General features: G+C 60.2%; 15 protein-coding genes. 6 read left to right on the top strand and 9 right to left on the bottom strand.

What is annotated here, in order from left to right:
- Positions 1–519: 519 nt before the first annotated feature.
- Genes murC through Q9S52_RS06990 form a run of 3 tightly spaced genes read right to left on the bottom strand, consistent with a single transcriptional unit; the run spans position 520 to position 4,568 of the window.
- On the bottom strand, positions 520–1,926 hold the full coding sequence (gene murC, locus Q9S52_RS07000) for a UDP-N-acetylmuramate--L-alanine ligase (protein WP_304708615.1): 1,407 nt from the start codon (positions 1,924–1,926) through the stop codon (positions 520–522).
- The gene (gene murG / locus Q9S52_RS06995) at positions 1,907–3,073 is read right to left on the bottom strand and encodes an undecaprenyldiphospho-muramoylpentapeptide beta-N-acetylglucosaminyltransferase (protein WP_304708614.1); all 1,167 of its coding nucleotides are present in this window, start codon (positions 3,071–3,073) and stop codon (positions 1,907–1,909) included. Before murG ends, murC begins: the two co-directional genes overlap by 20 nt.
- A complete protein-coding gene (locus Q9S52_RS06990; RefSeq protein WP_304708613.1) occupies positions 3,066–4,568 on the bottom strand; it encodes an FtsW/RodA/SpoVE family cell cycle protein in 1,503 nt (500 codons plus the stop codon). The genes murG and Q9S52_RS06990 overlap by 8 nt, the downstream gene beginning before the upstream one ends.
- Positions 4,569–4,623: 55 nt before the next feature.
- Here Q9S52_RS06990 and Q9S52_RS06985 point away from each other — a divergent pair, with 55 nt between their 5' ends.
- Positions 4,624–4,833, top strand: a complete 210-nt coding sequence (locus Q9S52_RS06985) for a hypothetical protein (protein ID WP_304708612.1) — start codon at positions 4,624–4,626, stop codon at positions 4,831–4,833.
- Positions 4,834–7,067: 2,234 nt separating this feature from the next.
- Here the strand turns inward: Q9S52_RS06985 and Q9S52_RS06980 are convergent.
- From Q9S52_RS06980 to Q9S52_RS06955, 6 genes are all read right to left on the bottom strand, one after another.
- The gene (locus Q9S52_RS06980; protein WP_304708611.1) at positions 7,068–8,072 is read right to left on the bottom strand and encodes a WG repeat-containing protein; all 1,005 of its coding nucleotides are present in this window, start codon (positions 8,070–8,072) and stop codon (positions 7,068–7,070) included.
- A gap of 198 nt (positions 8,073–8,270) precedes the next feature.
- Positions 8,271–9,662, bottom strand: a complete 1,392-nt coding sequence (locus tag Q9S52_RS06975) for an MFS transporter (protein WP_304708610.1) — start codon at positions 9,660–9,662, stop codon at positions 8,271–8,273.
- A 1,536-nt stretch (positions 9,663–11,198) separates the two neighbouring features.
- On the bottom strand, positions 11,199–13,241 hold the full coding sequence (locus Q9S52_RS06970) for a tetratricopeptide repeat protein (protein WP_300728674.1): 2,043 nt from the start codon (positions 13,239–13,241) through the stop codon (positions 11,199–11,201).
- Between the two features lie 661 nt (positions 13,242–13,902).
- Positions 13,903–14,856, bottom strand: coding sequence for a TIGR01212 family radical SAM protein (locus Q9S52_RS06965; protein WP_297628264.1), 954 nt, complete (start codon positions 14,854–14,856; stop codon positions 13,903–13,905).
- A gap of 15 nt (positions 14,857–14,871) precedes the next feature.
- Complete coding sequence (locus Q9S52_RS06960; RefSeq protein ID WP_297628262.1) at positions 14,872–15,540, bottom strand: DNA alkylation repair protein; 669 nt, start codon at positions 15,538–15,540, stop codon at positions 14,872–14,874.
- Between the two features lie 15 nt (positions 15,541–15,555).
- Positions 15,556–16,575, bottom strand: coding sequence for a bifunctional oligoribonuclease/PAP phosphatase NrnA (locus Q9S52_RS06955; protein WP_304708609.1), 1,020 nt, complete (start codon positions 16,573–16,575; stop codon positions 15,556–15,558).
- Between the two features lie 768 nt (positions 16,576–17,343).
- On the opposite strand from Q9S52_RS06955, the gene Q9S52_RS06950 reads away from it, so the two are divergent.
- The 5 genes from Q9S52_RS06950 to Q9S52_RS06930 all read left to right on the top strand — a co-directional run bounded on the left by Q9S52_RS06950 (position 17,344) and on the right by Q9S52_RS06930 (position 21,717).
- The gene (locus Q9S52_RS06950; protein ID WP_304708608.1) at positions 17,344–17,547 is read left to right on the top strand and encodes a DUF4492 domain-containing protein; all 204 of its coding nucleotides are present in this window, start codon (positions 17,344–17,346) and stop codon (positions 17,545–17,547) included.
- Positions 17,548–17,584: 37 nt separating this feature from the next.
- Positions 17,585–19,108 (top strand): cytochrome ubiquinol oxidase subunit I, encoded by a 1,524-nt coding sequence (locus Q9S52_RS06945; protein WP_297628257.1) that lies wholly within the window; start codon positions 17,585–17,587, stop codon positions 19,106–19,108.
- Positions 19,109–19,452: 344 nt separating this feature from the next.
- Positions 19,453–20,601, top strand: coding sequence for a cytochrome d ubiquinol oxidase subunit II (locus tag Q9S52_RS06940; protein ID WP_304708607.1), 1,149 nt, complete (start codon positions 19,453–19,455; stop codon positions 20,599–20,601).
- Between the two features lie 2 nt (positions 20,602–20,603).
- On the top strand, positions 20,604–21,185 hold the full coding sequence (locus Q9S52_RS06935; RefSeq protein ID WP_304708606.1) for a DUF6756 family protein: 582 nt from the start codon (positions 20,604–20,606) through the stop codon (positions 21,183–21,185).
- 145 nt (positions 21,186–21,330) lie between these two features.
- Positions 21,331–21,717: a TraR/DksA C4-type zinc finger protein gene (locus tag Q9S52_RS06930; protein WP_294593946.1), complete on the top strand. Its 387-nt coding sequence runs from the start codon at positions 21,331–21,333 to the stop codon at positions 21,715–21,717.
- Positions 21,718–22,020: the final 303 nt, after the last annotated feature.

The following is a 22,020-nucleotide window of genomic DNA, read 5'->3' as shown; positions in this document are numbered from 1 at the left end:
TTTCGCGCGCCTTGGGAAATCTTGTCAAAACGCGCAAGCGCATTTTGACGATTTCCCTCTGTAGGCGGCGGCGCGCGGCTGCTTTGAATAATTAAAGGCCGCCTCTACCTCCATTCTCTGTCCGCGCGCTGGCGGAAATCTTATTCAAACGCGTAGCACGCGTTTGAATGATTTCCTACTCCAGCGGTCGCGCGCGGTCGAGCTTTGTCCCGTCTAAAACTGCGCTCGGGCCGCGCGGGCCCCACGTCCCGTGGACGGGAAATGCTTACGCATTTCCACTGGCAACCTTCATTCAACCCTCTGTTTCGCGCGCCTGCGCGATTCATTCTATTTCGGCTCACCGCCGAAATAGTTGAATCGCTTCTTTAGGCGAGGCGCGCGTCAAGCTCTGTGCCGGACAGAACCGTTCCTTTTGTGAACAAAAGGAACCGAAAAAACTTTAGAGCGCATCCCTACGGGATGCTCTGGCCGGGTCTGACCGCCTGCGCAAAGCCTCGGCCCAACCCTTCGCTCGCGCGCCTACCCCACCCCGCCGTTCTTCCGTTGCACAAGCGCGGCCACCGGGGCACAAAAACGGTCGATATCGCCTGCCCCCGCTGTCACCAACACGCCCCCGGTCGCCAACGCCGCTACCTCTTCCAAAAGTCGTTCCTTGGAAATCAACCTCTTCCGAGGCGTCGTGATCCCGTCCAAAATCATCTCCGAAGCCACACCCGGAATCGGCAGCTCTCGAGCCGGATAGATCGGCAACAGCCACACCCGATCCGCCAAACTCAATGCCTCGGCGAACTCCGGCGCAAAATCACGCGTCCGGGTGTAAAGATGAGGCTGGAAAATCACCGTCAGCTCCCGCTCCGGAAACATCTTCCGCACCGAAGACAACATCGCCCGCAGCTCCGCCGGATGGTGGGCATAATCGTCCATATAGATCGTCCCGCCCGCCACCGACGGATCATTGACCCAGAAATCGAACCGCCGCTGCACCCCCCGGAAAGTCGCAATCGCCTCGCGCATCCGCTCGTCCGAGACAAAACCCTCGCTCCACACCAGCGCCGCCGCCGCCACACAGTTTTCGACATTCACCAAACCCGGAATCCCCAGCCGACAACGCTCGATCCGCCGACCCGGAAAGACCAAATCGAATGTATAGTACCCTCCCCCGTCGACACGGAGGTTTTCGGCATGAAAATCCACCCCGGAATCCGTCACATGGTACGTGTACCGCCGGATATCGGCCCGTTCCACAGGCAACTCAATCCCCTTTTTGAGAATAAGCGTTCCGCCCGGCGTGATCTGTCCGGCGAACTGCGCAAAAGCCTCGCGCACCGCCTCATAAGTGCCGTAAATATCCAGATGGTCGGGATCGACCGACGTGATAACGGCCGACTGCGGATGGAGTTGCAGAAACGAGCGGTCGAATTCGTCGGCCTCGACCGCCATCCGCAACCCGGCGCCGAGCACCAGATTCGAGTCGAAATTCTTCGACAGGCCGCCCAAAAAAGCCGATCCCTCGCCCGCCGCCACCGCATTGAAGTGGGCCACCATCGTCGTGGTCGTGGTCTTACCGTGCGTCCCCGCCACCGCCATCACCCGCCGCCCCTCGCCCAGCAGGCCGAGCATCTGCGACCGTTTGAGCACTTCGAACCCCTGCGTCCTGAACCAGCACAGTTCAGTATGGTCGACCGGCACGGCTGGGGTATAAATCACCCGTGTCTTCAGCGGATCCCTGAACGCCTCCGGAATCCGGTCGACCGAATCCTCGTAGTGCACGGCGATCCCCTCCGCCTCAAGAGCCGCAGTGAGCGGCGACGGCGTCCGGTCGTAACCCGCCACGAGCCACCCCGCATGCCTGAAATAACGGGCCAGCGCGCTCATCCCGATGCCGCCGATCCCGACAAAATAGATGCTATTTTTCGTTTCGTTCATTTGCTATATCGATCACTGTCTTAGCCACTTCGGCAGCCGCTCCGGGACGCCCCAGCCGACGCAGATTAGCCACCCGTTCCGCACACCGACCGGCATCGGCCAACAGCTCCAAAGCCAACGGCACGGCCTCCGCCTCAGCCAGCGCGTCGGCCACCATCCAGGCAGCCTCTTTCGAAACCAACGCCTGCGCATTTTTGGTCTGGTGATCCTCGGCCACATTCGGCGAGGGGACGAAAATCGTCGGACGCCCGACGAGTTCGAGCTCCGACACCGTCCCGGCTCCAGCCCGCGCCACCACCACGTCGGCCAAGGCATAGGCCAGATCCATCCGCTCGACGAAAGCCCCCCGCCACACATTCGCCGGCAGTCCGCCCTCACGCGCTGCAATGGCAGCTGCAATCTGCGGTTCATAATACTTTCCGTTCTGCCAGATCACCTGTACATCGTTCGAATGCGCTGCAAACGTGTCCAGCCCCTTCAGCATGCACTGATTCAGCGTCCGAGTCCCGAGACTACCCCCCACCACGAGCAAGGTCTTCCGCCCCGAGTCGACCGGAAAGCCGAAGTATTCAGCCGCTTCGGCCCGCACCTCCGCCGAAGGCTCTGCCACGGCCGAAAAGCGGTCGCGCAAAGGGTTGCCGGTAAACCGCAGTTTCGCTGCCGGGAAAAAGCGTTCCATCCCCTCATAAGCCACACACACGGCCTTGGCCCGCTTCGCGAGCAGCCGGTTGGTCAACCCCGCATAGGAGTTCTGCTCCTGAATCACGGTCGGAATCCCCCTCCGCTGAGCCGCCCACAGCACCGGCCCGCTGGCATACCCGCCGAAGCCGACGGCCACATCGGGTCGAAACTCCCGGACGATCCGCCGCGCCCGACCGAGACTCCGCATCACCTTGAACGGCAGTTCCAAATTGGCGCGCGAGAGCAACGGCCGCCGTTGCAATCCCGCCACAGGTAACCCGACGATCTCGTACCCCGCTTTCGGCACCCGCTCCATCTCCATCTTCCCCTCGGCCCCCACGAAAAGCATCTCGACGCCTCCCTCGCCGAGCTCCGCCCGGAGCGCATCGGCCACGGCCACGGCCGGATAGATGTGCCCGCCGGTTCCTCCTGCGCTGATAATCACGCGTAACGGTCTGTTATTCATCGTCATCGTCCATTAAATCGATAATCTCGCGACGTCCGTCAACGGAGCGGTCGTCCCAATCGTTCCCGTCGCCCCGGTCGACGAGCACCAAATCGTCCTCCTCGTCCTCGCTGTCGAAAGCGGAGGCCGCCGGGTGTGCATCCGCCTGTCGCCGCCGCCCCAAGACGAGCGGCCGCTTGGGCGCCGCAACGGTTTCGGGTTCCGCCTCTTCGTCGTCCGGATCGCCGCCGGCGGCAAGAATCGCCTCTCTCCGCAGCCGGGCTTCGTTCTCCTGCTGTTCCCGCTCGCTTTCGCGGCTCACGCCGAGGATCATCCCCATCGCCACGCAGGTGAAAAAAACGGACGAGCCCCCGAGGCTGATCAAGGGCAGGGGCTGGCCGGTCACGGGCATCAAGCCGACCGAAACGGCCATGTTCACGAAGGCCTGCATGGTGACGATCAGGCTCAGACCGAGCACCATCAGCCCCTGAGACGGCCGGCTGCACCGCCGCACGATCAGCCCGGCGCGGTAGAATATCCAAAGGTACAAAACAAAGACGATGATGCCGCCGACGATGCCGTACTCTTCGACGATGAAGGCATAGGCGAAGTCGGAGTACGGGTGGGGCAGCTGCGAGCGCTGGGTACTGTTCCCGGGCCCTTTGCCGAAGACGCCGCCGGAGGCGATGGCGATCTCGGCCTGTTCGATCTGATAGCGGTCCTGGCTGACTTGTTTGGTGTCGGCGACGGTCTCGCCGGGGGCGACGAACTGGATCAGACGGTTGGCCCAGGTTTCGGCCCGGCCGACGCCGGCCAGATACATGGTGCCGATCAAGAGGCCGCCGGCTACTATAGCAAAGAGGGTCAGACGGTTGAGTTCGCTCTGCCGCACGCGACCGATCATCAGCATAATCATACAGGTCACCCACAAGATGGCGGCGGTGGAGAAGTTGGAGGGCAGAACGACCAGGGTGGCGACCACGATGGGCAGGATCAGAGGCCGGGTGGTTTTATACCAGATATCGAAGCTGCGTTGAGGATTTCGGCCCCACCCGCCGGGTGTCAATGGGGGCAAAATAGGGATTTGTGCGATCACGCGTTGCCGAATCCCGAGTTGCTGGGCGACGACCAGCACCAAGGTCACTTTAAGAAGCTCCGAAGGCTGGAAGGTGAAGCCGAGAAAGGGGATTCGCAGCCAGCGGGCGGCTTCGTTGAAGGAGACGCCGATCACATAGGCGAGCATGACGAGGATGACGCTGAGACGAAAGAGGGCTCTGGCGTAGCGGGCGTAGTATTTGTAGTCGATCCAGTGCACGACGATGATGACGAAGAAGCCGATCATGATGAATCGTGCCTGGCGGAAGAGGTAGTAGGAGGTGTTTCCGTCGACTTCGCGGTAGGCCATGGCGGCAGTGGCGGAGTAGACGACGAGGAGGGATACGAGAAAAAGCGATGCGACGATAATCCACAAGGGTTTATCGCCCCGAAAGAGAAGGAGTCTTCTTTTCTTCGCCATGTCACAAAGCTACTGAATTTCCGGGAGATTCGCGCGGCTTTCGATCTCCTTTTGGGTGGGGAGGATGGATTTCGCGGCCCCGGGCTTCCGCAGCTACGCTTCGGGCGCGCTGAGCGGCGTCGGCGGCGAGGGTACGGTCTGGTCGGCGTCGGTGCCCGACGGCAGCACGGGCGCTTGGCGTTTGTTGTTCAGTGCGACGATCATGGATCCTTCGAGTGCGTACACTCGCGGCAACGGTTTTCTGTTGCGTTGCCTCTCGGAATAAACGGGCAGAAGAGCTTTCGACGGAGCCGATTGGGACTTAGAACCCGGGCTTGGGCACGGCTTTCCCATTCAGATTTTGCGAGTCACGCGGCCCGCCCCGGGCTACCGCCGTCATGCAGATGGCATACCAGCTGGCGTCGGCAGCTACGGTTACAATTGGTCGTCTGCAACAAGCGAACTTAACGGCATATTTTTGGATTTCGGCATGCAATTTCTCTATACCGATCACACATACAGCCGTGGCCGCAGTATTCAGTTGCGTTGCCTCTCGGAATAAACGGGGCAGAGAGTTTTCGACGAAACCGATTGGGACTTAAAACCCGGGGTTCTATCCATTTTTCTATTCGGATTTGCAGCTTGCGTGCCGTGCGGAACGCGAAGACTGGCCGGTACGTACAACTCCAATGCGGTCAGACACCCGGGCGACCCATAGGGTCGCAAGAAACTCATCCCCATTCTGTAAAGTTCGTCCTTAGGCGCTATTTCATTCTTAGCCTAAGTTCGCCGCCAGCGGAGAGCAGCAACGAGCCCCGTCGAGTTGCAGTCCGCCGCATGGGGTAGCGGCGAACTGCGCGGCTCAATGAGCCGCAAGAGCAACGCCATTCACCGCCCAAGTCTATCGGATTCGTCCTCGGCGCGCCCCCCACGCGCCGCTAAAGCGTCGCCCTTGCCGAGGACGGCGATTCCTCTTGGAATCGCGCTATTCGCTCGCAGCCTATAGCAGCTCGCCTCTAGCGGCGGACTGCGCGACCCAAAGGGTCGCAAGAGCTCAGCCTAACTCACCGCCCCGATTCTTTCGGTTTCGGGCTGCGCGCTCCGAGGGTGGGCCGAAGGCCCAGCGCGCAAGCCCGGCGATTCTACGAATCGCGCTATTCACATTTGATTTAAGCGGGTCGAAGCCTGCGGGTGCACTCAACGAGCATCGCGAAGTTGCGGGCCTCCCGCGGGGGGAGGCTTTCGGCCCGCGGGACCCTAAAGGGTCGCAAAAGCTCGGCCCAGCACGGTGCGAAAACCATAACCGGTTTTTGCACCCGAAGAACAGACAAAGCCCAACCCACAGCCCAAAGCACTGCCTCATACTCAGCCCAACGCGGCGGGAAAACCGTATCCGGTTTTCCCGCCTGAAGAACAAGCATAGCCCAAAGCAAAGCCCAGCTCTCGGCCCGTGTCAGCCTCACTGCGGCTCCGCTTTCGCTCCGCCGCTGCCGCTCGGCACTCGGAAGATGGACATATCTACTCCTAAACTTCGCCCGCGGCAATTTGCCGGATTGGCCGAGTGCCAACCGGCAGAATATGCCCTTTTAAGCGGGCGGGCGCACCCTTCGGGTGATTTACCGACCGCCTCTACCTTATTCTCTGTTTCGCGCGCCTGCGCGATTCATTCTATTTCGGCTCATCGCCGAAATAGTTGAATCGCTTCTTGAGGCAGGGCGCGCGGTCGAGCTTTGAGCTGGACGGAACTGCCCTGCGCGGGCGGCGTCCGGGTGACCCCGGCGGGACGGAGCGATACTGCGTATCGCTTAACCGCCTCAGCCCAACTCTTTTTTCGCGCGCCTTGCGCGATTCATTCTATTTCGGCTCACCGCCAAAATGATTGAATCGCTTCTTTAGGCGTGGCGCGCGTCTTCGCCAACAGGAGGGTACTGCGCTCGGGCCGCGCGGGCCCCACGTCCCGTGGACGGGAAATGCTTGCGCATTTCCACTGGCCGCCTCTACCCCCGTTCTTTGTCCGCGCGCAGGCGAGCTTTATTCGCGCGCCTTGGGAAATCTTGTCAAAACGTGCCAGCACATTTTGACGATTTCCCTCTTTAGGCGGCGGCGCGCGAGCAACTGAAAAGTAATAACGGCCGCGCGCCATGACGCGAACGCGTCGGCCAAGCGGGCCACACTTAGTAAGGCAGAGACAACCCTAACAAAACACCCAACGGGTGCGTGGACGGGCGAAACTACGTTTCGCTATGGCAGCCTCGGCCCCCATTCTCTGTTCCGCGCGAGATAGCTATACAAATAACAAAGGCCGCACGCCGTGACGCGAATGCGGCGACCGGGCAGGTCCACTTAAATAAGACTGTGATAACCTTATCAAAAGCCCCTATGGGCCCCACGGCAAAAACAGGAAAGCTACAACTCCACAAAAAACAACAAAAACAACTTGCCCCCGTGACCCTAAAAAAAGAGTAGCCTGCCGTAAAAACAGCAGGCTACTCTTTTTATCAATATGTGCTAATATCCATCCTATTTCGAAGTCCCGGCTTTCCGGGTCGAAGCACCGTCCTCGTTCCGATCCCGTTTCGAAGACTTCACGACGGTCAGGTTTTCGAAAGCCCGGATTGCGTCTTCTCGAGATGCGTAGTTGCACGGAACAACTGTCCGACCCTGGATATCCACGATCCCGAATCGCCCGTTGCTTTCCACGACTGCCAACCCGTTCGAAAATGCGGTCGCGCTGTCATAAATAGTGGTGATGAACTCCTGCCCTAAGGTATTCACAAAACCGTACCGACCGTTCTTCGATACCCGTGCCACCCCGTCGATGAAGTTCGAGATTTCGTCGTATTGCACCGGAATAATCTCGTCACCCATATAAGAGAGGTAGCCGTATTTCCCATCTCGCGATGCAAAGGCCAAACCGTTTTCATCGAACGGTGCGATTTCCTTATAAATCGGCTGGGCGATCTGGTTCCCGGCGTTGTCGATCATCCCGAAACGCCCGTCTTTGTAAACCAGGGCGATTTTGTTCACGAATTCGTCGATGGCGTTGTACACGCACGGGGCCAGTTCATAGCCCGACATACTGATCAGTCCGCAACGTCCGCGTTTCCACATCTTGGCCACCCCGTCTTCGAAGTCGGTAATGGCGTCGTAGCTCACACTGGCGACTTCACGTCCCGCGCGATTGATCAAGCCGTAGTATCCGTTTTTCTTGACTTTGGCCACCCCGCTCTGGAACGGAGAGATCGAGTCGTAAACCGGGGCCACCACTTCGAGCCCCAAGGTATTCACGAAACCGTACCGGCCGTCGCGTTTCACTTTCGCGAGACCGTCTTCGAACGGCGCGATACTTTCGTAAATCACCGGAGTGAAGACCCGTTTGGTCACATCCATCAGCCCGTATTTCCCGTTCTGTTTGGTTACGGTAATCCCGTCCTGATAAACGCCCGGCTGCATCAAATCGCCTCCCTGACCATAGGCTGCCACCGCCCCGAAAAGCATGGCCAATGAGAGTAATAGATGTTTCATATTAAAAACTGTATCTGTTTAGTACTGAATCGGAAACGGGGATCGAAGATGGTCGTTCGACCGCGCGTTCCGAGGGCAAAACACAAGAGGTGGGTTCTCCTCTTTCCCGACAAAAGTAGAAAGGATTTTCCAATAAATCAATATCTGCCAAAAATTTTTGTCGGTCTTTGCATCGTGGGTTCTCCTGCGGGGGGAGGATCAGTGGGTGATGTTGGGTTGTTGCAGGCCGTAGCTTTTGCGGCGGTCTTCGCTCTTCAGGAGGAGGCCGAAGAGGACGGCGAGGATGCCTAAACACAAGAAGATCAGCATCGGAAAGGTGTAGTCGTACCGGGCGATCTCTTTGCCGTCCACAAGGGCCGGAGGGAGTTTGCCCCACCGGTCGAGCACCCAGCCGATCAGGAGGGGGATGCCGGCGAGGCCCCAGTTCTGCATCCAAAAAATCAGGGCGTAGGCGGTTCCGAGTTTGCTTTCGGGGATGATCTTGGCCACGGAGGGCCACATGGCGGAGGGCACCAGGGAGAAGGCGATGCCCAGCAGAATGACGAGGCCGACGGCGAAGCTCCAATGGTCGAGCCACGGAAGCGAGAAGCCGAAATAGACGCCGACGAGCATCAGTGCGCCCCAGATCATCATGGAGGCGCCTTTGCCGCGCCGGTCGTAGATGTTCCCGAAGAGGGGGGTCAGGATCAGGGTGCCGACGGGCAGCAACGAAGGAATCAGGCCGGAGTATTCGCCGGCGACGTGGAATTTCTGAACGACGAGGTCGACGGCGAATTTCACGAAGGGGTGCACGGCGGCATAGAACAAGAGGCACAGGAGGGCGATGTACCAGAAGGCGCGGATCCGGAAGATGGAGAAGATGTCGCGGAAGCGGAAGCGTTCGTCGTCGCCCAAGGTCTCTTGTGCGCATTCGCGGTCGAGGCGGCGATCCATGCCGATATAGATCAGAAAGGTCAGGAAGCCGAGCAAAAGCAGCACCATTCCGAAGAGGATCGGGGTGCTGACGGAGTTGCCGAAGGCGCGGGCAATGGGCAGCGGCAGGGCCAGGGCGAGGAAGGTTCCCATCCGGGCGAAGGCGAGGTTCATGCCGAGGGCGAAGGCGAGTTCTTTCCCTTTGAACCACCGCACGACGATTTTATTGGCGGTGATCCCGATGGCTTCGTAGCCGACGGCGAAGAGGGCGTAGCCGAGCGAAGCCGTGAGCACTTGGAGTTTCATGGTCTTCGGGCCGAAGAACCAGAGGTCGACCATACGGGCGGGATCGATAAATCCGATGGCGTAATATTTGACGGCGATGCCGGCGAGCATCACGCCGACGGAGAGGACGCCGGTGAATCGGGCGCCCATTTTGTCGAGCACCATCCCGCCGAAGATCAGCATGAGGAGGAAGATGTTGAACCAGCCGTAGCCGCTGTTGAAGAGGCCGAAGTCGGTGCTGTCCCACTGGAAGAGCTCTTCGAGTAGCCCTTTCAAGGGGGCGAGCACGTCGGCGAGAAAGTAGCCGCAGAACATGGTCAGGGAGACCATGAGCAGGACGGTCCAGCGGGCACGCTTGGATTCGGAGATGTTTTGTCGTAAGGTGTCTACCATCTTTCGTGTTCTATATTATTGTAGGTTCCGTTTCATTCGGGGCGCTAACCTGCGTCGGGCTCTGGTTTCTGCGGGTGTTTTGTGACAAGGCAGGGGTGTTGTCGGCCTCGGCTACTCTGGCCCCGGGCTACCGCTATCATACCTCGGGCGAGTTGGTGAGTGGCGGCCGCAGCGGGTACAGTTGGTCGTCTGCTGCCAGCGGGTCTAATGGCATGGATCTCGATTTCGGTGCGGCGTGGCTCAATCCTCATGGCGCACCGTATCGTACCTACGGTTTTCAGTTGCGTTGCCTCTCGGAATAAACAGGCACCCACAGGGTGTTTTATTGGCCGCCTCTACCCTAAGCAACTGGCGCCCTACTCTACTTTTGTTTGACGTTGGCGGGTCGGACGCCCGGGAGGGACGGCAACTCTCGACACGAAGCGGCGTATTGCGGGCCTCCCGTGGGCAGGCGTTCGGCCCGCGCGCCCCTAAAGGGTCGCAAAAGTTTGGGTAACAGTTCGCCCCCATTCATCGTCCATGACTGTCAGGTTCGGGCTGCGCGCTCCCCGGGTGGGCCGAACGGCCCAGCGCGCAGGCCCGGCGGTTCTACGAACCGCAAAAGCACAGCCCATTCGTCCTCGGGCGCGCCCCCACGCGCCGCTAAAACGTCGCCGGACTCGGCACATTCGTGCTGGGCGCGACAACAGTTCGCCGCCAGCGGTGAATGCAACGAGCTCTGACGAGTTGCAACCCTCCGCCTGCCGGGGCGGCGAACTGCGCGGCTCTGCGAGCCGCAAGAGCACAGCCCATTTACTGATCATATCTGTCGGGTTCGGCCTGTCGCCCATCCCCCCGAGGCGCTCCGCGCCTGGGCGAACAGGCCGGCGGTTCGAAGAACCGCGCTACTCGCTCTCGGCCCAAATTCCAGCCCAAAGCTTGGCCCAGCGCGGCGCGAAAACCGTAGCCGGTTTTCGCGCCCGAAGAACAGTCGCAGCCCAAAGCACAGCCCAGTTCTCCGCCCCGTGTCCGCCTCACTGCGGCTCCGCTGTCGCTCCGCCGCATTCCCGTCGCCCGCGGCAATTCTTGCCGGATTGGCTCTCCGCCAACCGGCAGAATATGCCCTTTTTACGCGGGCTGGCGACGGAGTTTTGCACGCCATTCTTTGTTCGCGCGCCTTGGGAAATCTTGTCAAAACACGCAAGCGAGTTTTGACGATTTCCCTCTTAAGGCGTGGCGCGCGGTCGAGCTTTGATCCACTTCTTCTATCAAACGCACGCCTTGCGCGATTCATCTATATTCGGCTCACCGCCGAAATAGTTGAATCGCTTCTTTAGGCGGCGGCGCGCGTCTGTCCTACGGGAGGGGACTGCCCTTACGCCGGGCGGGCGCACCCTTCGGGTGTTTTACTGGCCGCCTCTACCCCCGTTCTTCGTCCGCGCGCTGGCGGAAATCTGGCCCGTCTGAAACTGCCCTCGGGCCGGGCAGGCCCCACGTCCCGTGGACAGGCGAAACTACGTTTCGCTTAACCAGTTCGCCCAACCCTCTGTCCGCGCCTCAACGCCCGGTCTTGATGCAGTAGCGTTTCAACACGTCATAGGCTTCCACCAAGCCCAATTCGCCGGCTTTGCTCAAATCCAAACAGCCTTTCTGGGTGTCCTGCATGAATATCTGAACCAAACCGCGGTTATAATAGGCTTCGGCCAGGTACGGAAACCGCTCGATGGCACGCGTATACTGTTCGAATGCCCCCGGAAGATCGCCGCTCTGGCACAACAGATTCCCTAAATTATAGTATATGTGCGGAAGCTCCGGCATCAGCTCCGCCGCCCGACGCAGGTCGGCGATCGCTTCGCTGTAGTCGTAGGTGCGGCGGGAGGAGGTCTGTAGCAGCTGCGCGGCCGGATCCTCGGAACGCACGGCCACCTGCTGCATCACCCGGTTCCCCTCCAGCGAGGCGACGAATTCGATCATCTCGGCCTGGGCTGCACCCCGGTTCAGGTAGATCAACGGATTGTCGACGGCCATCCGCTCGGCGCGGCGATAATAGCTCAACCCCGAAGCGTACTGCCGCAGGGCGGTCTGGGTCAAACCGCGCAGGAAGTTGTCTTCCCACTCGACCGGGGTGTCGTTCCGTGCGTCCCACACAGCCAGACTGTCCTCGGGCAAAGCCGCCTCTGCGGCCGAAGCGGTCGTCATCCCGAACCGCCAGCCGGCGGCCACGGCGGCCCGACCGGAACGGCTCCGGGCCAAGGCGGAGGTGTAGCCCTCCAACCGGGCGTTCCGATAATCCCGCGGATTATAAACCCGTGTCGCAGAGTCTTCGGGCAAGACCCAGCCGATCCGGAAGTTGGGTAGCAGGCGCGCCTCTTTCTGCACGTCGCCCCGCATGGAGCGCAGTTCGTTGTTGCCGAAATCGGCGTCGAAGGAGAGCAGTTTGTCGAACTGACGGCTGGTGTCGGCAAAGGAGGCGAAGGTGCTGTCGCTCAATTTCCGCCGGTAAGTTTCGATCTTCTCTTCGGCAATGCGTCGGTCGCGTTCGGCGCCGCGGAAGTCGCGGAGGAGGCTTTTCAGCTGAGATCGGGACAAGTAGGCGTTGGCGAAGTCGGGATAGAGTTCGATGGCGCGGGTGTAGTCGTCGATGGCGCCGCGATAGTCGCCGATCCGAATCTTCACGGAGGCGCGGTTATAAAAGACGAGCACGTTGCCGGGGTTATAGCGTGCCACGCGGTCGTAGTCGTCGATGGCGCGGTTGTAGTCGCCGATCTGGCTCCGCAGGATGGCGCGGTTGAAGTAGGTGACGGAGTTGGTGGAGTCGTAGGCGACGGCGCGGTCGAAGTCGGCCAGCGCGCGAATGGGCTGGGACTGGTTGACGTAGGCGTAGGCGCGATAGAAGTAGGCGATGGACAAGGTGCTGTCGATCCGCAAGGCTTCGGTGAGGTCGCGGATCCCTTCGTCGTTCCGCTGTTGGGCCACTTCGAGCAGACCGCGACGCACGAAGCCGTCGGCTTCGTTGGGGTTGATCTCGATGGCGCGGTTGAAGTCGGCGTATGCGCGGGAGGTGTCTTTCAGGTAGAGGTAGCAGGTGCCGCGATTGGTGAGGGCGTTGACGTCGGCGGGCTTCGAGCGCAGGTAGCGCGAGAAGTCGTCCACGGCGTCGCCGAACTGCTGGCTCAGAAAGTAGGTGACGCCGCGGCTGTAATAGGTGGCGGGCATGTTGGGCCGCAGCTCTGCGGCGGTGCGGTAGTCCTGCAAGGCGTCGTTGTAGTTCCCCATCCGAGACCGGGTGATGGCGCGATACTGGTAGGCCATGGTGTAGACGGGGTTGACGGCGAGGGCTTGGGTAAAGTCGGCTTCGGCGCCGATCAGGTCGTCGAGGTTGTATTTGGCGACGCCGCGCAGAAAGTAGCCTTCGTGCTCTTTGGTCTCGGTGCGGAGCAGGAGGTTGAGCATCTCGATGGCGCCGCGGTAGTCGCCGTCGAGAATCAATTCACGCCCTTTATAGAAAAAGTAGGGCTTGTTGAGCTGTGCGAAGGACTCGCCGAGGCCGAAACTCAGAATGAAAAACCAGAAAACAACGACGGCGAGATTTCTTTTCATGCTGCAAAGATAGGCTTTTCGATTCATCTTTTTCCGCACGCTTTTCGTGATTTGCCCAGAAGGGGACTGTTCTTTGTGCCGGCTGGAACTGCCGCTTGTTGGCTTCGCGTTGCTTTCGGCTTCCTCGTGCTACCTCGGCATAGCCCGTAAACGGTCTCTGCTCTCGGTACGCTACTCGGTTCCTCCTCGCCGCTCGGTAATTTGCAAACTGCGTTTGCATTACGCTCGCTGGCAGCGTCGGTTGAAAAAAGCGGCACCAAAACCGACGCAGCAGCCGAGTTGCCATCAAGTTTACTTGAATGGCCGAGGCGCAAGGAGGAAACCTTAAGGTAAACTTTCATGATAGCTACGCTACTCCTTAGGCTCCGCAGTCCTCAGTCTTCGTGAGTCTGTCGGGCTGTGGTTTTCTCGGCGAGCGCGCTAATTAATGGGCAAATAACCTAAGTGCGCTGCGCCGGGAAACTACAGCCCAACGAATAAACCGAGATTTAGGCCGCCGGCAGTTTGAGGATGCGCTAGCATCCGTCGAAAGTCTTTTTGGTTCTTTTTGCCCGAAGGCTTCCTCGCGCTAACTCGGCATAGCCCGCTTGCGGTCTCTGCTCAAGTAACGCCGCGCGGCTCTTCAGAAAAAGAACAGTTCGAGGCGGGGCAATGAACAAAGCTACCGGAAAAGGCGGCCCTGCCAGGTGGAACGCTCTTCGAGCCGGGCTTCGAGCAGCTGCAACAAACGCTCGTTCCGCACAGAACCCCACGGAGAAGGCAGAAAATGGTAACGCGGCGGAGCCTCGCCCGCAAAACGCTCGATCACCAGCTCCGGCCGGAGCCGTTCCAACAGGTCGATAAAAAGATCGATGTACTCGGGCAGCGTCCGGAACCGATACTGCTCCGGATGTTCGGCATAGTCTCGGGCCATGGCGGTGTCGCGGAAGAGCTGGAGCTGGTGGAATTTGACGGTGTCGAGCGGCAGAGCGTTGATGACCGCGGCCTGAGCGACGAGCATCTCGTCGCTCTCGCCCGGCAGCCCCAAGATGAAATGGGCGCCGCAGTGCACCCCTCGGGCGGCGGTCTGCTCGATGGCCCGAGCGGCGGCGGCGAAGTCGTGCCCGCGGTTCACGCGCCGCAGGGTCTCGTCATAAACCGATTCGACGCCGTATTCCAGAATCACATAATGCCCTGCCGCGGCGAGTTCGGCGAAGTAGTCGAGCTTCTCCGCGTCGACGCAGTCGGGACGGGTGCCGACCACGATCCCCGCGATGGCGGGATGGCGCAAGGCTTCGTCGTAAATCGACCGCAGCTCGGCCAGCGGCTTATAGGTATTGGAGTAACTCTGGAAATAGGCCAGGTAGCGCTGTGCCCGGGGGTAGCGGTTGCGGTGGAAGAGGATGCCTTCGTCGATCTGACGCGAGACGGAGTAGCCGCGGTGGCTGTACGAGGGGCTGAAGGCGTCGTTGTTGCAAAAGGCGCAGCCGCCGGTCGAGAGGGTCCCGTCGCGATTGGGGCAGGTGAAACCGGCGTCGATGACGACTTTCTGCATCCGACCGCCGAACAGACGCCGAAAGTAGGCGGAGTAGCTGTGGAACCGGCGGGTGTCGCCCCACGGAAATGTTTCGGACATACCTATTATTATATACTACGGCAGATATTCGATTTGCCAGCGCACTTCGTCGGCGACGCCGGCCGGAAGACGTTCCAGCACGCCGGTCACGGCCGGGCGCAGGGCGGGACGGCGACGCCAGGTCTCGCGCAGGGCATAGACGGCGGAGCGTTCGTCGGTATGCGTGCCGAAGGCGGTCGGGTCGGCGAGCAGGGCGGCGAAATCGGCGTCGGTCGCGGCTCCGGCGGTGGCATCGGCCAGCCGACCGACCATAAAGAAGGCGGCCAGACGCCTCAACGGGTCGGACGCGGCTCCTGTGGCGGTCGCCCACCGCACGGCGACTGTCCACGCGGCGGGAGACCGCCAGAACAGTTGCATGGCACACTGCTCGGCGAGCTCCGCAGAGCCGCGCCAGGCGTCGGCCCACTGCTCCATCCGATCGGCGTCCAGGGTCTGCGGGTCGTCGATGAAGAGGGCGGCGAGTTTCAGCTCCCGCACGTCCTGACGCCACAACAGGGCAGCCAGTTCGGAGTCGGGCGCACTGGCGGCGGCGACCTCCCGGATGGTGGGCAGCGAGACGCCGTAGTTCAGTCCGTAGCCGCTCGGCTGGCCGCCATAAGCGCGCATGGCGTCGGTGACGGCGCCGTTCATCTCGATCCGCAGCCGCCGCAGCAGGGCGACCATCTTGTCATTCGTGGTAGGCATCTCGGGCACGGAGGGTCAGTCTTCGGGGTGGGTTTCGGCCATGGCCTGCTCGAACCGGGCGACGGCTTCGCTCATCGGGCCGTAATAACGCCCGCCGGCTGCGTTCCGGTGGCCGCCGCCGTCGAAATAACGACGGGCGAATTGGTCGACGTCGAAGGCTCCTTTGGAGCGGAAGGAGAGTTTGATGCAGTCGAGGGTCTCGATGAACATGGCGGAAAACGAAACGACATCGATCGAGAGGGGCATGTTGACGATCCCTTCGGTGTCGCCGATCTGGTGGTCGAAGCGGGTCTTCTCGGCGCGGGTGAGGGTGATGTAGGCGGTGTGGATGGGGGCGTGGACGCGCATCTTCTCGGAAAGGAGGTAGCCGACCATCCGGAGCCGGTTCTCGCTCTGGGTGTTGAAGACGGCCTGCGACACTTCGATGGGCCGCACGCCGCGTTCGACGAGCACGGCGACGGCGCGGTAGAGTTCCGGGGTGAGGTTTCCGTAGCTGAAGTTCCCGGTGTCGGTGGTCATCCCGACGTAGAGCGGGAGGGCGATCTCGGGGGTAATGGCCTCGACGCCGGCCCAGGCGAGGATCAGTTCGTAGACGAGTTGGGCGGTCGACGAGCTGTCGGTGTCGGAAAAGGCGAGCTCGAATTCGGCGGGGTTGAGGTGGTGGTCGATCAGCACGCGGGGGGCGACGATGTTCTCTTCGACGGCGGCGCTCAGTTTGTCGAGCCGCTCGATGCGGTTGAAGTCGGCGCAGATGATCAGGTCGGCGGAGGAGATGTAGGCCCGGACGGCGTCGCAGGCTTCGTTATAGACTTCCACTCGCTCGGATCCGGGGATGAAGTCCAGAAATTTCGGAAAGCGGTTGGGTACAAAAAAACGGACGTCATGGCCGAGGTTCCGCAAAAAACCGCTCAGGGCGAGGCCGGAGCCGATGGCGTCGCCGTCGGGGTTGGTGTGCGACACGACGGCGATGGTGCGGGCGGCGGCACAAAGTCGCTGAAACTGTATTATTTTTGTGCTGTCAAAGGTATTTTTCATATCTTGTCGGTGGTTATTCGTTCGTTGGCACACAAAAGGGATTGCGGAGCGTAAGGCGTAGCGTAGCTATCATAAAGTTTTTCTGGTTCTCGCTAACTGCGCTGCGCTTGTTTTCCTCCTCGCCGCTTACCATAGTCCGTAAACGGCCTCTGGATTCGCTGGCAGCGTCGGTTGTTCACAAAGAGAACAGTTCCCTCCTGTAGAAAGTCGCCCGCCCGCGTAAAAGGGCATATTCTGTCGGTTGGCCGAGTGCCAACCGACAAGAATTGCCGCGGGCGACTCAAATAAGCGTTGACAAGACCGCGCGCCAAGCCTTAAAAGGGAAATCGTTCAAACACGACTGCGTGTTTGAACAAGAATTCCCAAAACACGCGGGCAAAACACAGCCAAGACCCTGCGGTTCGAAGAACCGCGCGGGCCGAAGCCTCCCCCCGCGGAGGCCCGCAACTGACGTTGCTTTTGGGCCCCGCTGGCTTCGACCCACTCCTGCTCCGCTACTTTTTATTTTTTCCCACGCGCCCGCGATGGGCAATTGGGGTAGAGGCTGCCAATAAAACACCCTATGGGTGTGTTCGCGCGCCGGGGGAAATTCTGTTCAAAGCGCGAAACGCTTTGAACGATTTCCCTTTTAAGGCGGCGGCGCGCGTTTGGTTTGAGAGAACTGCGCTCGGGCCGCGCGGGCCCCACGTCCCGTGGACGGGCGAAACTACGTTTCGCTGCGACAGCCTCTACCCCTGTCGAACGTGAAACAACAAATATAAGGCAAAAATGACTTGGTTGCGAAAAATAGCGGAGTTCTACTACGACGGATTCCGTGCCATGACGGTCGGGAAGACGCTCTGGGCGGTGATCATCGTCAAACTGGTCATTCTGTTCTTAGTCCTCAAACTGTTCTTCTTCCCGGACGCGCTCAGCGGGATGGACGACGAACAAAAGGCCGATTTCGTCAGCCGCGAACTGATCGAAAGATAATCCCTATATTCATACCCGAAAACTAAAAATTCAACATATGACACTACTCGACACGGATCTCGGTGCGGTGGTCGACTGGTCGCGGGCCCAGTTCGCGCTGACGGCTATCTACCACTGGTTTTTCGTCCCGCTGACGCTCGGGCTGAGCTTCCTGATCGCTCTCATGGAAACGGTCTACGTCAGGACGGGGGACGAGTTCTGGAAACGGACGACGCGTTTCTGGATGCGGCTTTTCGGTATCAATTTCGCCATCGGGGTGGCCACGGGGCTGATTCTCGAATTCGAGTTCGGAACCAACTGGAGCAACTACTCCTACTTCGTGGGCGATATCTTCGGCGCGCCGCTCGCGATCGAGGGTATCATGGCGTTCTTCCTGGAGTCTACGTTCATCGCGGTGATGTTCTTCGGGTGGAACAAGGTCTCGAGGGGGTTCCACCTGACGGCGACGTGGCTCACGGCGGTCGGGGCGAACCTATCGGCGCTGTGGATTCTGGTGGCGAACGCCTGGATGCAGTATCCGGCGGGGATGAGGTTCAATCCACAGACGGCACGAAACGAAATGGTGAATTTCTGGGAGGTGCTCTTCTCGCCGGTGGCGATGAACAAGTTCTTCCACACGGTGACGTCGGCGTTCGTGCTGGCGGCGATCTTCGTTATCGGCGTGAGCGCGTGGTATCTGCTCCGCGGGAGGGAGGAGAAAATGGCTCGGAAGAGTATTCGGATGGCGGCGGTCTTCGGGCTGTTCGGGACGCTCTTCATGCTCTGGACGGGAGACGGGTCGGCGATTCAGGTGGCGCGTTACCAGCCGATGAAGCTGGCGGCGATGGAAAACCTCAGGGAGGGACAGGAGCGGGCGCCGCTCACGATCGTGCCGGGGATCGAGGTGCCGGGGATGCTCTCGGTGCTGGCGCACCACTCGGCGGGGGCGTATGTGATCGGCATCGACGACCTGACGGAGGGGAATCCGGAGCGGGGGCTGCCGTCGGGCGAGGAGATGATCGAGCGGGGACGGCGGGCGATCGAGACGTTCGCGGCGTTCAAGGCGGCTCAAAAGGCGGGGGACACGGCGGCGGCGGACTCCATCGCGCGGCTGTTCGACCCGCAGACGGAGGAGGGAAAGGCGTTCGGTGAGGAGTATTTCCGCTATTTCGGCTACGGGTACCTGACGTCGCCGGAGGAGACGGTGCCGAATGTGCCGCTGGTATTCTGGTCGTTCCGCGTGATGGTGGGGCTCGGGATCTGGTTCGTGGTGCTGTTCGCGGGGATGCTGATCCTCGACCGAAAGGGGGCGCTGGCACGCTATCGATGGCCGCTCCGGCTGGCGCTGTGGTCGATTCCGGCGGCGTATGTGGCGTCGCAGGCGGGATGGGTCGTGGCGGAGGTGGGACGCCAGCCGTGGACGATTCAAAACTTGCTGCCAACGGGGGCGGCGGTCTCCAGAATCGAACCGGGGGCGGTGCAAACGACGTTCTGGATATTCGCGGTGCTCTTCACGATCTTGCTCGTCGCGGAAATCGGGATCATGATCAAACAAATCAAACGGGGACCGGCGGATAACTAATATTCATCGGTTATTTTACCGTGTCTACCCGCATGGAACTGTCGCTTTCTTGAAAGAAAGCGACGCAAAGAACTTTTACAGAGGTCGTCCCGTTGGGCCGACCACGGGTTCTCTCCGCCTTGTTCGTTGGGCTGTGGTTTTCCGGCGCGGGCGCGGTGGGGTAATTACAGCCCGGTTGGAGTGCCCAGCGGCACCGCGCCCGCCGAAAATCCAGCCCAACCCAAGGGCAGACACGGCCAGAGCATCCCGCAGGGATGCGCTCTGAAGTCTTTTTGGTTCTTTTTCTTCAGAAAAAGAACAGTACCCTCCCGATAATAGAAAACCGGATAAAGAAAGCATAAGATATGGATACATTTGAACTGTTGCAACACTATTGGTGGTTTCTCGTTTCGCTGTTAGGAGCCCTGCTCGTCTTTCTGCTCTTCGTGCAGGGCGGGCAAAGCCTGCTCTATCGGTTCGGCCGGACGGCGGAAGAAAAAGAGCGGATCGTCGGGTCGCTCGGAAGGAAATGGGAGCTGACCTTCACCACGCTGGTGACCTTCGGAGGGGCCTTTTTCGCCTCGTTCCCGCTCTTCTACTCCACCAGCTTCGGAGGGGCGTTCTACGTCTGGATGGCGATCCTGCTCGTGTTCGTCGTTCAGGCCGTCTCGTACGAATACCGCACCAAGGCCGGCAATTTCCTCGGGATGAAGACCTACGACGCATTCCTCTTCATCAACGGATGTTGCGGGCCGCTGCTGATCGGGGTGGCCGTCGGGACGTTCTTCACGGGGGCCAACTTCGCGGTCGATACGGCCAACATCGGAAACACGCAGGTCGCGGCGGCGACGGTGTCGCACTGGACGACGCCGTGGAGAGGGCTGGAGGCGGTGCTCGACTATCGGAATCTGGCGCTCGGAATCGCGGTGCTGCTGCTGGCGAGGGCCCTCGGGATGCTCTACCTGATCAACGACCTCGACGACGAGACGATCCGCCGAAGGGCGCGCAGGGAACTCAGGATCGAGGGGCCGGCGTTCGTGCTCTTTTTCCTGATTTTCCTTGTCAGCATTCTCTGCTCGGCGGGATGGGCGGCCGATGCGGGCACCGGGGTGATCTCCATAGAGCCGTACAAATACCTCCGCAACCTGCTGGAGATGCCGGCGGTGCTGATCCTTCTGCTGGCGGGGGTGGCGGCGGTACTGACGGGCCTGATCAAGGGGATATTCACGGACAGCCGCAAGGGAATCTGGTTCGCGGGGGCGGGAACGGTAGCGACGGTGTTGGCGCTGCTGCTGACGGCGGGATGGAACGGGACGGCGTACTACCCGTCGCTGGCGGACATGCAGAGCTCGCTGACGATCCGCAACAGCAGCTCGTCGCTCTTCACGTTGCAGGTGATGAGCTGGGTGTCGCTGCTGATTCCGTTCGTGGTGGCTTACATCTGGTATGCGTGGCGGTCGCTGGCGCGGAAGGAGCCGGCGGAGGGAGCGGCGGTCGAAAAGGAGGGGTATTGAGAATGGAGCTTGCCGAAATGGCCGAGGCGTTCGACCGTGAGATCGAACGGACGATCCGGGAAAACGGTCTCGCGCTGGAACGGTTCGAAGGGGAGGAAAAGAGGGCGCTTATCGACAGGTTGTTCGACCGATTCGTCTTTCGGGACGAGGCGGAGGGGCCGAATTGGCTGTGGGAGGAGTTAAAATACTGCTCGGAGGAGGTCGATTGTCGTGGGGAGAATCCCTATTTCCACCTGCTGGAGGCGATCGACCGGGAACGGGTGCTGTATCTCTTCGTGGAAACGCGCTACGACAGAAAGCGCGATTTCTTCGTCTTCAGGGGCAGGATGGAGGATATCCACACGTTCGTGGGCGATTGTCTGGGGCTGGACGAATATCACCTCATGACGACGGACGGAGAGGAGCTCTTCTGCGCGACGCATCACGACCAGCTGTTCCACGTCGATGCCCGGAGGTCGCCGCGCAACGAGGAGGGACGAAGGCGGTGGGAAAAACGGGCGGAGGAGCGCAGGCGAAAAATCGAGGAGGCGCGGGAAATCTTAGCGAGATTCGAAAAATCGCAGGACGCGGGAAACTCGGCCTAATTTTTGTACGATTTCTCGTGTCGCCGACTCCGGATGGAAGAGAAGATAAAAAATATAGTATCTTTGTACTAAGCGGGGAGGAGAAATGCAGGGATGGCGGCGGGATTACGAAATTAACACACTGAAAATTAGGAAGGGAGTCATTATGTCTGGCACGGAAAAAACTCGCTATTCGGACGCAGAACTGGCCGAATTCAAGCAGATCATACTCGAAAAACTCGAAAAGGCGAAGGCGGATTACGACCTGTTGCGGGCGACGATCACGCACACGTCGAGCAACGGAACGGACGATACGTCGCCGACGTTTAAGATTCTGGAAGAGGGGGCGGCGACGCTCTCCAAGGAGGAGTCGGGACGGCTGGCGGCCAGGCAGTACAAGTTTATCCAAAACCTGGAGGCGGCGCTGGTGAGGATCGAAAACAAAACCTATGGGATTTGTCGCGAAACGGGCAAACTGATCCCGAAGGAGCGGCTGCGGGTGGTGCCGCACGCTACGCTGAGTATCGAGGCCAAGGAGAGCGGGGTCAAATAGGGTGCTGAAGAAAATTTGTTGTCTATCCTAACACGGACGGCCATGAAAACCAAACATCAGATCATCATTGCGATCGGGGCGGCGATTCTCGTCCTGCTGCTGGTCTTCTGGAGTGTGATGGCGGAATTGTAACAAAGGTGATCCGCTCAGACTGAATGCGGAGATTATTCGAAAGATGAAAAACAAAATTTGGGGTATTGCGGCGGCGATGTGGCTCTCGGTGGGTTGCGTCGCCGCCGCTTCGGTTAAAACGGGGATCGAGATACTGAGGGAACGGGGGTTCGATGTGCTGCGGGGGAAGCG

Origin of the sequence: uncultured Rikenella sp. (assembly GCF_948810725.1) — a bacterium.
GTDB lineage: Bacteria > Bacteroidota > Bacteroidia > Bacteroidales > Rikenellaceae > Rikenella.
The sequence above is the reverse complement of the archived record's forward strand: the minus strand, read 5'-3'. Positions and strand labels throughout refer to the sequence as shown.